Annotated in this window: 13 protein-coding genes; 9 read left to right on the top strand and 4 right to left on the bottom strand. The window is 46.2% G+C overall.

What is annotated here, in order from left to right; translation table 11 throughout:
* The first annotated feature begins 224 nt into the window (after positions 1-224).
* The 3 genes from HHL17_RS13310 (at position 225) to HHL17_RS13300 (ending at position 2580) form a co-directional block, all read left to right on the top strand.
* Positions 225-587, top strand: a complete 363-nt coding sequence (locus HHL17_RS13310) for a nuclear transport factor 2 family protein (RefSeq protein ID WP_169225198.1) — start codon at positions 225-227, stop codon at positions 585-587.
* A gap of 195 nt (positions 588-782) precedes the next feature.
* On the top strand, positions 783-1355 hold the full coding sequence (locus HHL17_RS13305) for a Crp/Fnr family transcriptional regulator (RefSeq protein ID WP_169225197.1): 573 nt from the start codon (positions 783-785) through the stop codon (positions 1353-1355).
* A gap of 79 nt (positions 1356-1434) precedes the next feature.
* Positions 1435-2580, top strand: a complete 1146-nt coding sequence (locus HHL17_RS13300; protein ID WP_169225196.1) for an MFS transporter — start codon at positions 1435-1437, stop codon at positions 2578-2580.
* 245 nt (positions 2581-2825) lie between these two features.
* Here HHL17_RS13300 and HHL17_RS13295 read toward each other — a convergent pair whose 3' ends face one another.
* From HHL17_RS13295 to HHL17_RS13285, 3 genes are all read right to left on the bottom strand, one after another.
* On the bottom strand, positions 2826-3134 hold the full coding sequence (locus HHL17_RS13295; protein WP_169225195.1) for a YdhR family protein: 309 nt from the start codon (positions 3132-3134) through the stop codon (positions 2826-2828).
* Between the two features lie 282 nt (positions 3135-3416).
* Entirely contained in the window at positions 3417-3977 is a 561-nt protein-coding gene (locus tag HHL17_RS13290; RefSeq protein WP_206155976.1) for a YybH family protein, read from the bottom strand.
* A 247-nt stretch (positions 3978-4224) separates the two neighbouring features.
* Entirely contained in the window at positions 4225-5856 is a 1632-nt protein-coding gene (locus HHL17_RS13285) for a WD40/YVTN/BNR-like repeat-containing protein (protein WP_169225194.1), read from the bottom strand.
* Positions 5857-6320: 464 nt separating this feature from the next.
* Here HHL17_RS13285 and pxpB point away from each other — a divergent pair, with 464 nt between their 5' ends.
* From pxpB to HHL17_RS13265, 4 genes are read left to right on the top strand one after another with little or no spacing between them, the layout of a single operon-like run.
* A complete protein-coding gene (gene pxpB, locus HHL17_RS13280) occupies positions 6321-7031 on the top strand; it encodes a 5-oxoprolinase subunit PxpB (RefSeq protein ID WP_169225193.1) in 711 nt (236 codons plus the stop codon).
* Positions 7028-8020, top strand: coding sequence for a 5-oxoprolinase subunit C family protein (locus tag HHL17_RS13275; protein WP_169225192.1), 993 nt, complete (start codon positions 7028-7030; stop codon positions 8018-8020). Before pxpB ends, HHL17_RS13275 begins: the two co-directional genes overlap by 4 nt.
* Positions 8007-8747: a 5-oxoprolinase subunit PxpA gene (locus HHL17_RS13270; protein ID WP_169225191.1), complete on the top strand. Its 741-nt coding sequence runs from the start codon at positions 8007-8009 to the stop codon at positions 8745-8747. The genes HHL17_RS13275 and HHL17_RS13270 overlap by 14 nt, the downstream gene beginning before the upstream one ends.
* Entirely contained in the window at positions 8744-9919 is a 1176-nt protein-coding gene (locus tag HHL17_RS13265) for an NRAMP family divalent metal transporter (protein WP_317166553.1), read from the top strand. Before HHL17_RS13270 ends, HHL17_RS13265 begins: the two co-directional genes overlap by 4 nt.
* 18 nt (positions 9920-9937) lie before the next feature.
* On the opposite strand, the gene HHL17_RS13260 is transcribed toward HHL17_RS13265, so the two are convergent.
* The gene (locus tag HHL17_RS13260) at positions 9938-10492 is read right to left on the bottom strand and encodes a dihydrofolate reductase family protein (RefSeq protein ID WP_169225190.1); all 555 of its coding nucleotides are present in this window, start codon (positions 10490-10492) and stop codon (positions 9938-9940) included.
* A gap of 184 nt (positions 10493-10676) precedes the next feature.
* Between HHL17_RS13260 and HHL17_RS13255 the strand changes: the two genes are divergently transcribed.
* Both HHL17_RS13255 and HHL17_RS13250 read left to right on the top strand, forming a co-directional pair.
* The gene (locus HHL17_RS13255) at positions 10677-11813 is read left to right on the top strand and encodes a serine hydrolase domain-containing protein (protein ID WP_169225189.1); all 1137 of its coding nucleotides are present in this window, start codon (positions 10677-10679) and stop codon (positions 11811-11813) included.
* A 127-nt stretch (positions 11814-11940) separates the two neighbouring features.
* Entirely contained in the window at positions 11941-14214 is a 2274-nt protein-coding gene (locus HHL17_RS13250) for a hypothetical protein (protein WP_169225188.1), read from the top strand.
* Positions 14215-14420 lie beyond the last annotated feature (206 nt).

The following is a 14420-nucleotide window of genomic DNA, read 5'->3' as shown; positions in this document are numbered from 1 at the left end:
TTACCTGCCGGATTTCCTTTAACGATCTATCGATACGTCCCTTGCGACAGCCAACTTTCAGGAGGTTACGATACCTGCCCGCAACTCCAACATCTGCTCGTTTTTTATCTGTGCAAACCACATAACCTGCGAAACGAGTTTTTCCCCGTGCTGTGCCATTTTGCTTTAACATCCTTAATGGCCGGCCAGGCCTAATTTTTGTCTTACTATTCAAAACAGATGTTATGAAAAATGAAATTTTTGATCTCGAAAAAAAGTATTGGAACGCCATGTCCAAAAAGGATTATGAAACGATGAGGAGCCTGACAAAGTTTCCTTGTATTGTAGCAGGAAGGCGAGGTGTGGCGAGCATTGACGAGTCCAGTTTCAAAAAAATGTTCGAGCAGGGTAGCAACAAAACCATGAAGGTAAAAAGCACTTCCGACGAACAGGTACAAACCGGCGAGGACCATGCGATGATTGGCTATCTGATTGAACTGGACTACGATGGACAGGTAATGAAATGCGCCTGTACATCAACCTGGATAAAAGAAAATGGAGGTTGGGTTTGCGCTATGCACACCGAAAGCGATTTGGAAGACAAGTAAAGGTGAAGTGCCGCTATACACTCTTTTTGACGGCGTAATAACAGGTGCCTGGCATGGGCATTATTTTCCACACAGTGGTATGTTCAAGGGACATTTTCTGGTGGCAAGGTTTGGATGAATTTGCCATTTTAAAACGCACACAGCATATAATAATTTGTAAATTTGAAGCATATATAAACTTCCCTGACGTCGAAAATGAGCGAAAAACTAAGGCAGCATATCGAAGAAATCGTAACACTGACGGACGAAGAATTCGAACACGTTTTGTCACATTTCACTTACAGAGAATTTTTGAAGAACCAATATGTTATTCAGGAAGGCGATTATGTCAGGAACGATTACTTCGTGTTAAGCGGCCTGCTGAAATCATGGAGCATAGATGACAAAGGCAAAGCCCACATTGTACTCTTTGCAACTGAAAACTGGTGGATCTCCGACCCTCAGGCTTTTCACAACCAAACAAAGTCAACCCTGAACGTAGATTGCCTGGAGGACAGCAAAACGCTGGCTATCTCTCTGGAAAACCGGGAAAAGCTCTGCACCGAAATGCGTAAAATGGAATATTTTTTTCGCAGGAAAACAACCGCAGGTTATATCGCCTCCCAAAACCGCATCCTGTCGCTCATCAGCTTTAATGCAAAAGAACGTTACGAATATTTACAACAGCAATATCCCGGCTTATTGCAACGGGTACCGAAAAGCCTGATCGCCTCTTATTTAGGCATTACAAGGGAAACACTGAGCCGGCTAACGTCCCAACAGCCGTGATATTTATCACGTCCATTTTGTGACATATATCCTTCCCCACCCTGGTCCTTAAGGAGAATTTTGCAAAAATTCTTCTACAATGACAGGACAGCCATCATCCTCCAAAATTCCATTTGCTATTTGGTCATTAACTTTTTGTGCTTTTGCTATCGGTACAACGGAGTTCGTACTCGTAGGTTTACTGCCTGCTATCGCCAATGATTTGGCCATTTCTATTTCCTCTACGGGCACATTGGTTACGTTATATGCTTTGGGTGTCGCCATCGGCGGCCCTGTATTTACAGCGTTGACAGGCAAAACCGACCATAGAAAATTGTTACTGGTTACCATTGCGGTTTTCATTACAGGAAACGCTATCGCTTTCTTTGCCAATAATATTTTGCTATTGCAAATCAGTCGCGTCATTACAGGAACCACGCACGGCGTATTTTTCGCCTATGCGGTCGTAATAGCAGGCAATATGGTCTCACCAAACCGGAAGGCGACCACCATCGCTTTAGTATTTGCAGGGCTGATGATTTCAACAGTCGTCGGGGTGCCGTTAGGTACATACATCGGTTCAAGTTATGGGTGGAAAATGACATTTTTGGCAATTATAGTCTGGGGATTGGCAGCTTTGATTGTTTTAAGCTTTTCCATTCCTAAACAGCCTAAACCCACTGATACGCTGAAACTGAAAGACCTGCCCAAAGTATTAAAAAACCGTGCTGTATTGATTGTACTTTTGGCCAACATCTTCGCCTATACAGGCACTTTTGTACTATTCACCTACTTGTCACCAGTATTGGAAAACATCACAGGGTTTTCATTGGGCACCATCAATTATATACTACTGGTTTTTGGCATAGGTGTGGCATTGGGCAATATCGTTGGCGGACATATTTCCAACCATAGACCATCAAAAGTGCTGGTTTTCCTTTTCCTTTTTCACGCCATTATCTTATTCATTTTGTCGTTTGTGATGATGAGCCAATCGGTTATTATCGTCGCGTTATTGCTGTTCGGTTTTTTTGCCTACAGCAACGTTCCTGCATTACAGTTACTGGCAGTGAAATTTTCAGAAAGCAAATTTCCCGGAAGTGGTGGTATTGCTTCCGCATTAAGTGTTTCCGCATTCAATATAGGCGCTGCTGCCGGCTCGTTTATCGGAGGAATGGTAGTGGATAGTTCGCTTTCATTAAAAGCAACACCATGGATAGGAGGGATTTTTGTTGTCGTGGCCTGAGGCTTTAGTTTATGGAACTGGAACAGGGATAAGACCCAGGAAGGAAACATGTAACCAATTCAAAAGAGGACTGTCAATCAAAAACGCAGGTGATATTGCCTGCATTTTTGATCAAAATACGTTGGACTATCCCCCGCATGGCATTGGGATATCCGGAATACGAATACTGTATTTGCAAAGCCTCCCATTACGCCAAACCTATGTTAGCGATAGTGCTTCTGTCACCACAATAGAAGATCTACTTCCTATTTGAGTCCCCGGGTAATTAATGAAGCCTTTTGATTTACTTCATAGTCAACTGAAGAAACATTCTTTACGAACGGTCGGCTTACAATTGCTTTTACCAGATCAGAATGCATAAAGTCCTCCATTGCGGTTTTGTTTTCCCATAAATAGAAGCCGCCAAAAGTATTTTTTTCTTCGTCTGCCAACCAAACTTTTGAAATAAGCCCATTTACTTCCGCTAAAATTGGTGCATCTGGTTCTACCATTTGCTTAAGATATTCCGCTTGAGAAATATCTTTTAATTGATACGTGATTAATTGTGCTTGCATTATTTTATTTTTTAAGTTTATAATGATGCTAAAGTAAAAGTGTTCCACTGTCTAAAAAATATACAAATCTTGTCCAGTCATCCCGACGAATGAAAAGAAACCCGCAGCAATAGCTGCGGGTTTTGTTTGGTAGGTGATGACCAATAATATGATAATATATACGGACCGTGATTAAGCTTATCTATTGTAGGTAAAACACTTAAGCAGACATTTTGTTTTACCGGATAAACATCTGGAGGTTTGAAAACAATATGCGATGACTGATCGTGGATAAGGTCTTATTTAAGGTTGGAGGTCCAGTATCGCTCTACCACTGCCAAGGTCAGCAGGCACCGAAACATGCTCGTGCGCAATCAGCCAAATTCCATCAATTTTACGGAAGCAAAAGGTTAGACGTTCCCAACGATCAACCTTCTGCCCGTTCGCCATTGTTGTCTGTAGCCGAAGGAGCTGGTGGCTGAATGCCACGTCAGTGCCCGTGGCAATGGTTAGGTCGCGTGTCTCGAAATCAATAGGGTTCTGAAAAAAAACGAATACTTTTTCCCAAACATTTCTATACGTATCCGTTCCCACGTCCTGCAACGGAGGCACGATGTCGAACGCTACGAATCCAGGAGCGTAAAGAGACATCATCAAATTCAAGTCCTTAGTGCGAAACGCCTTAACAAAATTGTCGATTTGTTGCCGAATCCGGGCTTCATCCCTTGCTTTGTTTTTTTCGGTTGTCATAATTACCTCCTTTTTTGATTTATTTACTGTTGGCGGCGTTTGAGCGTAGTTTACCCCCGGAAGTGCAACACTGCAGAGGATCATCAATCCAAAAATTGCTTTTCTTCTGTTCATGGTAAAAATATTATTGTCAGGAATAAATTGTTTCATTATAAAAACAACCGGGAATAGGGAAATTGGACAGCGGCAAGGGAAATATTTTTGCCATCAGGCGTTTTTCATTGGTTTTACCCGCTGAATGGCAGAGCTGCCTAAAACTACTTTTGCTGAGGTACTTGGTGTTAAATCAGGTATTCGGGAAATAAAAGCGCAGGCAGTAGTGCCTGCGCTTTTGATTGTAATACGTTGGACTATCCCTTATTTATTCCATCTTCAAGGAATACAGGTACTTTACCATATCATACAACAATGGCATTCGGTTCCTGTCTTTCATTAAGGGAGGGCAATTTTTATCCAGGAAACGGGTAATCTCCGGTGTAAACGCAGGCAACCTTTCTTCATTAAAAACCAAAGCACATGGTAAACGCATGGCATTGGGATATCCGGAATAGGAATACTGTATTTGCAAAACCTCCTCATTATCATTCACCAGCATGATTGACATCCAGTTGGTAGTAGTACTTATGAAAGGATCACTATTCAGCAGGATTTTACCGATAGCAGCACTGTCCAGCGTTTGGACACTGTCTACTAATAAAATCAGTTTATTAAAATCAACATTATTTTCTCCGATGTAGAAAGAAGGTTTTCCTGGCCCGTTCTTTATTTTTCTATCAACACTAAACGCCTGAATATCCTTTTTACACTGTTCATATTCCTTCTGCGTAAATCCAAAATCAACAATGCCCGGCATCCTTTTGTTATCATTACATACAGCTTTCACCAACTGGTCCACGTCAGCTGCCTGTATTACCTCCACCGAAGAATTTATTTTTTTTGTATGATCCGTTCCTTTGGAATTATTATCCATCAATACAAATTCGTTCCCGTTTCTCTCATATTCGAGATTGTCACTATAGCCATGAAAACAACCCTGGCTACCCAAAGAGACAATTATCCGGCTAACAGGATGCTGCTGAAACAGGGATAGATATTGCCCACTCCGATTAACCCTCATCTTACCATTGTCTATATCTGCATGATAAATAGAATCGTTGTTCGCCCCGAATGCGATTTCATTCTTTTGCGGATTAAATGTCAATGTATTGAGATCAGGCTGTAGCCGAAGTTTCAGTACAGGCACCCATTTATCCTTTTCCAGTTTCTTTTTATAAATTACATCACCAGAAATACCATAATAGTATTTACCATCGGGAGATGTCCCAAATACTGAAGGTTCCTCCTTAGTAACACCTGCGCTCAGGATAGGAAACTGCTTCATACTTTTATCTCCCGATATACAAAGAAGATTATTACCGGCGAGCAAATAAAGTTTACGGTTTATACAAGTTCCCGAAAATGGCTCATCTGTAACTTTACCTACTGCAACCGTGTCCAGTCGCTCATCTACATGTACAATAGATTTATCTTTCAACCGGAGGTACAATTCATCATGTTCCGGATCTACGTAAAAATGTTCTATATTCCTGATATGCCTCCATGCTAAAGAATCCTTTTCAGAAATAAAAACCAGCCCCTCCTGTTTCACGAGAAAGTAGTTTTTAAAGATGGCAACAGCATCAAACTCCGGCCGCTTATCTGGTATTGTCTTATTATATTTTTTCTGGTCCAACGGAGTAGCGAGTAACTTCCAGCTTTTACCGTTATTGGAAGAATAAGCCAGCGAGTTCCAACCAGCCCCCATTATTCCTTCCTGCTTATTATTGCAAAACATTTTGGTATAACGCTGTTTCAAATCCGCTACCGGTGAAATTTCCCAGGTTTTTCCAAAATCAGCTGTATGCGCAATACCTTTTCCTGCGACGGTCATCCAGGCTTCCCCATTGGAAAGGCTTACAGCTGCATCTATCCATCCGTCCTGTCCGAAATACACCCGGGTCCAGTTCTCTCCCCCATTCTCCGTTCTGTAAATGACATCATATTTACGTTCGTTTTCGATGAACCCTGATGTAAAGGCGGTATCATTATTAAACAGATTTGTACGTTCCAATAACCATCCATAGGAATTCGTTCCTCCATCCATGGGTGATATACTGCGCCATAGTCCACTGGCCGAGTCGGCATAAGCGATTTCCCCGGCCCTCGTGGTGATGGACATGCTCCCATGGGGAGATACATTCAGCGTTCTGGCATAACTTTTAAACCGGAAGGGTGACTGAGATTGCTGTGCACTGGTTTTTTGACTGGCGCCCCAGCAGAGCAATAGCGTAAGGGATATAATAATTCTGTTCATAGCAGTATCATTGGCACTTGATAAATTAATACAGAACAAGGTTATGATGTATTAAGGTAATAAATCACCCTGATACCAATCAGAAATTCATTATCTTGGTTACTATGAATCCTGATTATGCCGTACATCCGCTTGGAGACCGTGCTGTTATCCTGAAATGGGAGCAGAAAATAAGTATGGCAGTCCATCAGGAAGTCATGAAAACCTATCATAGCCTACTCTCCCGGTCATGTCCCTATATCCTTGACCTGATACCGGCATATGCCTCCTTGACCATCGTGTATGATGCGGCGCAGCTCAGGTGCAACGAACGTGTACCAGGGTTGCAGTGGATGACGGCCTATATCCGGGAGAAAACCACGACGCAGGAAGCCATCGCCTCTCCTGCTCCCCGGGAGCTGCAAATTCCGGTATGTTATGATCCTTCCCTGGGCCTGGACATAACGGAGATGGCCGCTTCCCGGAATGTAACCATCACAGATATCATCGCCTGGCATTCACAGACAATTTACACGGTGTATCTGACAGGTTTCCTGCCGGGATTTCCTTATATGGGAGAAGTCTGTGCAGCGCTGCAAACCCCGCGCAGGCAACAGCCACGGCTACACGTGCCCGCCGGCAGCGTTGGCATCGCAGGCATACAGACGGGCATCTATCCACTGGCCTCCCCCGGAGGCTGGAATATAATAGGGCAAACACCATTGCGGATGTTTGATGCCACCAGGGCAGATCCCTGTTATTGCCGGCCCGGAGACCGTGTACAATTCATACCAGTTACACTGGAAGTTTTCAAACAGATACAACAGCAGCCATGAGCATAGTAGTATTACAACAGGGCATCATGGACACCATACAGGACAGCGGCAGATATGGTTTTCAACACCTGGGGATCAATCCCGGCGGTGTCATGGACCGTATAGCCATGGCCGTAGCAAATGCACTCACTGGTAACCCTGGCAATGAAGCGGTACTGGAATTACATTTTCCCGCAGGCAAATACCTGTTTGAAACCCCAGCCCTGATTGCCTTGGCAGGAGCGGATTTCGGCGCGACTATCGACGGACAGGCCGTACCACTGCACAAACTACTATATGTTCATGCAGGCGCCACACTTGCTTTTGAAAAACTACGCACCGGAGCACGTTGTTACCTGGCTGTGCGTCATGGCTTCTCACTGACACCATGGCTCGGCAGCTGCAGCACACATCTTAAGGTAGCGCAGGGTGGCTTTAAAGGCAGGGCCCTCCGGAAAAACGATAAACTACCTTTCGATACATCACCACAGCCTGTCGGTGAGAAACAACCGAAAATATTCCCATGGACAGCAGCCACTGATCACCTGTACAATAAACAAGACACCATCCGCGTATTGCCTGGCGCCTGCTGGGATATGCTGGACGCTCCGTCACAACAACAACTCATCAGCAGCAGTTTCCGGATAGGTCCCCACAGCGACCGTATGGGATTCCGGCTGAATGGTGCGCCCCTGCACACCATTAAAAAAGAGGAACAGTTGTCTGCCGGTATATGCAGAGGAGCCATACAGCTCCTCCCCGACGGTCAGCTGATCATACTGATGGCTGATCATCAGACTACCGGCGGTTATCCGGTAGCAGCACATGTCATGACCGCCGATATGCCTACGCTGGCCCAATATCAGCCGGGGCAATCATTGCAGTTCAGTATCACCGGCCTTGAAGCGGCGGAACAAGCTTTATGGCAACAGGAAAAAGCGATACGCTACCTCCGGCATGCCTGTCAGTTACATTTGGAAAAATGGTTATTGCCATATGAATTATATTGATCTTAATTGTGACATGGGCGAAGGGCTGGACAATGACGCAGCTATCATGCCCTTTATCTCCAGTGCCAACATTGCCTGTGGCTACCATGCCGGCAATGCAGACATCATGAACAAAACCGTACTGCTGGCAACAGAACATAAAGTAGCCATAGGAGCACACCCCGGATTTGCAGACCGGGAGCACTTCGGACGCAGGGAACAACAGCTCACAGATCCGGCGCTTTATGACCTGGTGTGCGCGCAGATATATGCCCTGCAGACTATCTGCCGCGTCCATGGCGTGCCACTGCATCATGTAAAACCACATGGCGCACTGTATAATATGGCCGCCCGTATACCTGCGATGGCGCAAATCATTGCAAAAGCCGTAAAGGATGTCGATAGCCGTTTACGGCTCTTCGGACTGAGTAACAGTTTGCTGATCAGTGCAGCGGCAGCAGCCGGACTGAAGACCGTCAGCGAAGTATTTGCCGACAGAACGTACCAGGATGACGGTTCACTGACGGCCCGCTCACAACCAGACGCTATGATTGAAAATGAAACGCTGGCAGTTAAACAGGTATTACAAATGGTCACCCGGCAGGAGGTGACCGCGCTGTCCGGGAAAATTGTTCCGCTGAAAGCGGAAACCATCTGCCTGCACGGAGATGGTGCACATGCCCTGGAATATGCCCGCGCCATACATACAGCCTTGCTTGATCATCATTTAACTATCCAACATCCGTGAGTAAACAAAAATCTTCCGCCATTATGGGCGCCGCTTTCCTGATGGCGACCTCCGCTATCGGGCCGGGCTTCCTGACACAAACCACTGTTTTCACCTGGCAGCTGGGCGCTGCTTTCGGCTTTGTGGTGCTGATATCCATCTTACTGGATATCGGCGCGCAACTCAACATATGGCGTGTGCTGGCTATCACGGAACGCCGCGCGCAGGACCTCGCCAATGACCTGTTGCCGGGACTGGGTTACCTGCTGGCCGCATTGGTAGTACTTGGCGGACTGGCTTTCAACATCGGAAATATAGCCGGATGCGGACTAGGCATACAGGTGATCACAGGCATGGACACAATTTATGGAGCGCTACTCAGCTGTGGTATTGCATTGTTCGTTTTCTGGATAAAGGAGATGGGGTATATGCTCGATCAGTTTACCCGCTGGCTGGGCCTATTGATGGTATTGCTGACCATCTACATCGCCATCAGCTCCGAGCCTCCACTTGGAGAAGCCATCCGGCAAACCGTTTGGCCTTCCGTTATCGATACCAAAGCGATCATTACACTGGTTGGCGGGACCGTTGGCGGTTATATCAGTTTTGCCGGCGCACACCGGCTGCTGGATGCAGGCATCAGCGGAACGGGGCAGCTAAAGCTGGTCAACAAGAGCGCTGTCAGCGGCATCATCATCACCGGTATTATGCGCACCGTACTATTCCTTGCCACGCTGGGCGTAGTGACCAAAGGCATTTCACTGGACAGCAGCAATCCACCGGCTTCCGTATTCCGCATAGTGGCGGGCATAGCAGGCTATCGGTTCTTCGGGGTGGTCATGTGGAGCGCAGCCATTACATCAGTTGTGGGCGCTGCTTATACCTCTGTGTCTTTTCTTAAAACATTTCACCCGCTGATATCAGCCTATGAACGTTGGGTCATATCTTTCTTTATTGTTTTCTCCACCATCATCTTTGTTTTCGTTGGAAACCCGGTACAGCTCCTAATTACAGCCGGTGCATTAAATGGCCTTATCTTACCGGTAGCATTGGCCGTTATATTGATAGCTACGGTAAAAAAGAAACTGATGCGCGACTACAGGTACCCGGTATGGATGCAGGTGATAGGTTGGTGCGTGGTGCTCATTATGGGGTGGCTAAGCGCTGTAACGCTGATAGCATGGATAAAGTAATCACGATATACCGCAACATCACGGTTTACGGGGTTCATAGTAAAACACGGTCGCGCCTGAGCCAAAGGTCTTTGTTTTTTTGAGGTGAAGAACAATTCTATCGTTGATGTTTTCGAATAATGACAGGCCCTTTCCTGCTATAATTGGCTGAATACAGAGTTGGAATTCATCAATCAAATGGAGGTTCAGTAAGGTTATAATTAAGCTCCGGCTGCCTACCAAAATATCTTTGCCGGGTTGTTGCCTCAGCGCTAAAACCTCTTCCTCAATGTCTCTCTTCGCCAGTGTGGCGCTTTCCCAGTCAAGATGTTTCAGCGTATGGGAAAAAACCACTTTGGAGATATTCTCCATTGCTACCGCAAATTCATCCGTTGATGGGTTGCCGGTAGGATTTTTCACCACATCCGGCCAATAGCTTTCCATCAGCTGGTAAGTTATTCTTCCATACAGGACGGTGTCGGAATGGCGTAACAGTTCCGTATAATGGTGATGTAGTTCATCATCCGCTATCCCCGCCCTATGGTCGCAATTGCCATCCAGCGTCATATTGATTGCCGCAATTAATTTCCTCATTTTTTTTTGGATTCTGTTTGATAAAGATAACCATGGTTTTTCGCAACCACAGTAGGAAGATACGACATTATGAGGGGGATATTATGACTGGAATGTATGGCCCCTTATTGCCTGCTGTTATCCGTTTACTTATATTCACATGACCAAACTCCGCCGGTCCAACTTTACTATAAACATACAAAATATGAAAAGCGCCCTTAGCATAAGCGTCATCACCATAACCTGTTTATTCGCAGGCGTTAAAACCCGTGCCCAACAAAACAATCTGACTGATAATCCCTTAAAAAGCAAGCTTGATTCAGCGGTGCACCAGGCAGCGCTGATTTATCTGAAAGACAGCTCTGCCAATGGTTTGGTCATCGGATTAACCCAAAACGGACATCGGCAGCTATACCGTTATGGCGAAAATGTAAAAGGCAGTGGCCAGCTTATGCCTTCGGAGCTTTATTATAATATCGGCTCCGTGGCTAAAACGTTTGTTGCAACCATGCTAGCTGCGGCGGTGGTTGACAGAAAAGCGGACCTCCAGGACGATATCCGGAAATATTTACCCGGAACATTCGACAATCTGCAATTCAACGGTCAGCCCATACGGCTGGTGGATTTAGCGAATCATACTTCCGGCTTGCCCACCACGTTTCATGACTATTCCTGGGCCGCCAACCTCCTCAAAGGGAAATCACTCCCTGAACAGGCTGCCTTTTTCGCCACCTACAACCAGGACAGCCTGCTCGCTGACCTTCATAAGTTGAAGCCCGACACCTTACCAGGCGCCAGGTTCAGGTATAACAGTGCAGCCTATATGTTACTGACATGGATAGTGGAACGGATTTATCAGCAGCCCTATGACCAGGTAGTAACCACCTACCTGCAAAAGCACTTTGGCATGTCGCATACCACGCCTATACTTACCCAGGCTGAGCTAAGCCATGCGGCGCAGGGATACAATCGCCAGGGCAACCAGGTAACATACATTAACCTGGAAGGCTATTTTATAGGCCCTACCATGAATGCGACGATCAGTGATATGGTCAGTTATCTGCAGGCTCAGTTGGCAGAGAAAAACAAGGCTGTAAAGCTGTCTCATCAGATCACCTTTCATAAAACAACAGACGGGTTTGGGCTGGGCCTCGGCTGGATGACAAATCTGGAAAACGGGCAACGTTATTTTTATCACGACGGAAACACCAAACTTGGATTCAATACACTTTGTACCCTGTACCCGGACCAACAATTGGGGATCGTTCTTATTGCCAACGATGTGGCCGGTCAGGAAAGGTTGGGACAGCTGGAAAACAACATCCGGAAATTCATGCAGTAGCCACCTTACCGCTCCGGCGTAAAATCTGCTACTGTTGTGCGGGAAGAAGGGCCCTCGGGCAAATAAAACATAGGAATTAGCTAATTTCGCACTGTATTCCGCCCCCTTTCTTCCCTATTTTTACACAATGGTCATAAAGAAAATTATTACGCTGGTTACTGCATGCACGCTTACCACCGGCCTTTTTGCGCAATGTGATTTTAATACTGCTTATTTTAAAATTCACATTGATGGCAAGGGATGGATCACCAGTATGAAGAATACCACCGTGACACCCAACAGGGAATTCAGTCCGGCCGACAAGCCTTCTCCTTTGATGAGCTTATATAACAGCCAGCAAAAAGTATCCTATCAACCCATAAAAGCTACCTATAACAAGGGTGATAAAACCCTGTTGCTTAGTTACGCCAACGGATCAGTGGCAAAAATTGCCATTCTGCCACAGGAAAAATATTTCAAACTAACCCTGCAATCGCTTGCTCCGCGGAATGGCATCGATGTCATTCAATGGGGGGCGTATCATACCAATATCACCAACCTGTTCGGCGAAATCATTGGCGTGAGCCGCGACACCAGTCGTGCCGTGAATTACGCCATTGGCATGTTTGCCTTAAATGACAATACCCTGGGAGGGACCGCGGAAACTATCGCTGACGCGGCGCCGTTCCAATATATTATCCATTCTCCTGATGCCAAACGTTACCCCTTGCCTGACAGTCTGCATGAAGGCCAGGTATTTTCGCTGGGCGGCGATGGCGTGAGCGACGTAGCTTTTTATGCCCACAAGGAACCCTATTACAGGATCATGTATGGCAATGCGGCCAGCGTTGACGCCAAAGGAAGGATATCCATTATTTACCAGTCGAGGGACCGCTCTTTTGAAAGAGAGGTGAACTATTCGCTGATCCCAAATATGCCGGCCAACATTCCTAACCACATACAAGTGCAGCCATTACCGGGAGTGGATTATATAGGCTCTTCCATCGCCTTATGGGGCAGCCCGGACAGTACTGCTTTGCTGGACGTGGTACAGCGTATTGTACTGTCGGAGCAACTTCCTTATCCAACGATTAATGGCAGATGGGTAAAAGACCCGGCGGCCTATGTTCCGGACGCTATTACCAGCGGCAATTTGTATGACAGCATTATATCCTATACGGCGAGGCTGGGCTTTAAGACCATCAGCTTATATGATCAGGGTTTCTTAAGACCCGACCGGGGCAATAGTGGTTACATCGATGGAAAGAATTTTGAGAAGCAGCCCATACATTTGACCGCAGGCAACGTGTCGCACAAAACATTTGCCGACATGGCCGCTAAACATGGTGTTACCATAGGAAGGACCACGATCACCAATGCGTTGGCGCCGGGTACCCTGGACGCAAGCCCTGTACCGAGTGACAGCCTGTGCTACCAGCAGCGCCGTTTGCTGATGACAGCCCTTAGCCCTACCGACACCATCATTGTAGTGGATGACCCTAAGCACCTGGAAGAAATTGCCAGCTGGGAAGGACATTGCGCCAATCTCAATATGATAAAAATCGGGAAGGAATTGATCCACTACCTGGGCGTTTCGGATAAGGCGCCTTACCGGCTGCTCAATGTAAAACGGGGCTACTGGCATACACAACCAGCCAGCCATCAGGTGAGGGATACCGTCTATAAACTCCAGGTAACAATTAATTATGGATATGACGGCATCATTCCGAATATGCAGTTACAGGATGAAATTGCGGCGTACTATGCGGATGTCTGCCACCTCAATGGCTTAAGATACTATGATCTCGATGGCCAGGAGTTTCTGTTTAACAATGGACATGGCTACTACTCCGCCAAACGTTTCTTCCGCAAGATGTTTGAAAGAGCCGCTAAGCTGGGGTTGCCATCCATCCGCTTTACCGGCGCTACTTTATCGGAAGGTTCCTGGCACTACCAAAGTATCTGGAATGTAGGCGGGGGAAAGAACCTGTACGATGCCGATACCAGGGAGTGGGGAAGCACCACCAGCCAGGGTAAAGATCTCCGGGACGTTACTTATGCCAACTTTTTCCCGGTAGGCATGGGCGGTAATTTCCCTATCAAGGCCCATTCAACCGCTATACAATATGAACACATACAGGCCATTTCCGTAGGGGTAGGCACCACCTATAGTTTATATTTGAACCAGAAGGATGTGGAGAGCTGCCCTCAGAAGAACGAGATTTTTAAGACGATAAGGACCTGGGAAGATGCCAGGGCTGCGAATGCCTTCCCCCGCTGGGTAAGAACAGAACTAGCGAAGCCTTCCATGTCATTTCACCTGGAGGCGGTAGATGCCAACACCTGGAATTTGTATAAAACAAACCGTGATGGCTCGGGGAAAAAATTGTTTGTACGGCTGACAAGAGCCCGCGGATATTGATGAAAACGACCCAATAATAAGCTCGCTTCCGGCGGCAACCGGACAAAGTGGAATTATTCTTCCTTTGTCCGGTTTTTTTTTGATTAAATTCGTTACACGGATAATTTACAATAGTCTAATGTTAAAAAATAATTCATTATTTCAACCAGGATAGCTAATATTGCCTTGTATCCCACCAGACTTACCAAAATCACAGCCAACCAATA

The organism is Chitinophaga fulva (assembly GCF_012927205.1).
Taxonomy (GTDB): domain Bacteria; phylum Bacteroidota; class Bacteroidia; order Chitinophagales; family Chitinophagaceae; genus Chitinophaga; species Chitinophaga fulva.
The sequence above is the reverse complement of the archived record's forward strand: the minus strand, read 5'-3'. Positions and strand labels throughout refer to the sequence as shown.

What these genes read in the sequence shown, in the direction of transcription:
- HHL17_RS13310 (WP_169225198.1), top strand. Translation starts at nt 225, where the DNA reads ATGAAAAATGAAATTTTTGATCTCGAAAAAAAGTATTGGAACGCCATG.
- HHL17_RS13305 (WP_169225197.1), top strand. Translation starts at nt 783, where the DNA reads ATGAGCGAAAAACTAAGGCAGCATATCGAAGAAATCGTAACACTGACG.
- HHL17_RS13300 (WP_169225196.1), top strand. Translation starts at nt 1,435, where the DNA reads ATGACAGGACAGCCATCATCCTCCAAAATTCCATTTGCTATTTGGTCA.
- HHL17_RS13295 (WP_169225195.1), bottom strand. Translation starts at nt 3,134, where the DNA reads ATGCAAGCACAATTAATCACGTATCAATTAAAAGATATTTCTCAAGCG.
- HHL17_RS13290 (WP_206155976.1), bottom strand. Translation starts at nt 3,977, where the DNA reads ATGAACAGAAGAAAAGCAATTTTTGGATTGATGATCCTCTGCAGTGTT.
- pxpB (WP_169225193.1), top strand. Translation starts at nt 6,321, where the DNA reads ATGAATCCTGATTATGCCGTACATCCGCTTGGAGACCGTGCTGTTATC.
- HHL17_RS13275 (WP_169225192.1), top strand. Translation starts at nt 7,028, where the DNA reads ATGAGCATAGTAGTATTACAACAGGGCATCATGGACACCATACAGGAC.
- HHL17_RS13270 (WP_169225191.1), top strand. Translation starts at nt 8,007, where the DNA reads ATGAATTATATTGATCTTAATTGTGACATGGGCGAAGGGCTGGACAAT.
- HHL17_RS13260 (WP_169225190.1), bottom strand. Translation starts at nt 10,492, where the DNA reads ATGAGGAAATTAATTGCGGCAATCAATATGACGCTGGATGGCAATTGC.
- HHL17_RS13255 (WP_169225189.1), top strand. Translation starts at nt 10,677, where the DNA reads ATGAAAAGCGCCCTTAGCATAAGCGTCATCACCATAACCTGTTTATTC.
- HHL17_RS13250 (WP_169225188.1), top strand. Translation starts at nt 11,941, where the DNA reads ATGGTCATAAAGAAAATTATTACGCTGGTTACTGCATGCACGCTTACC.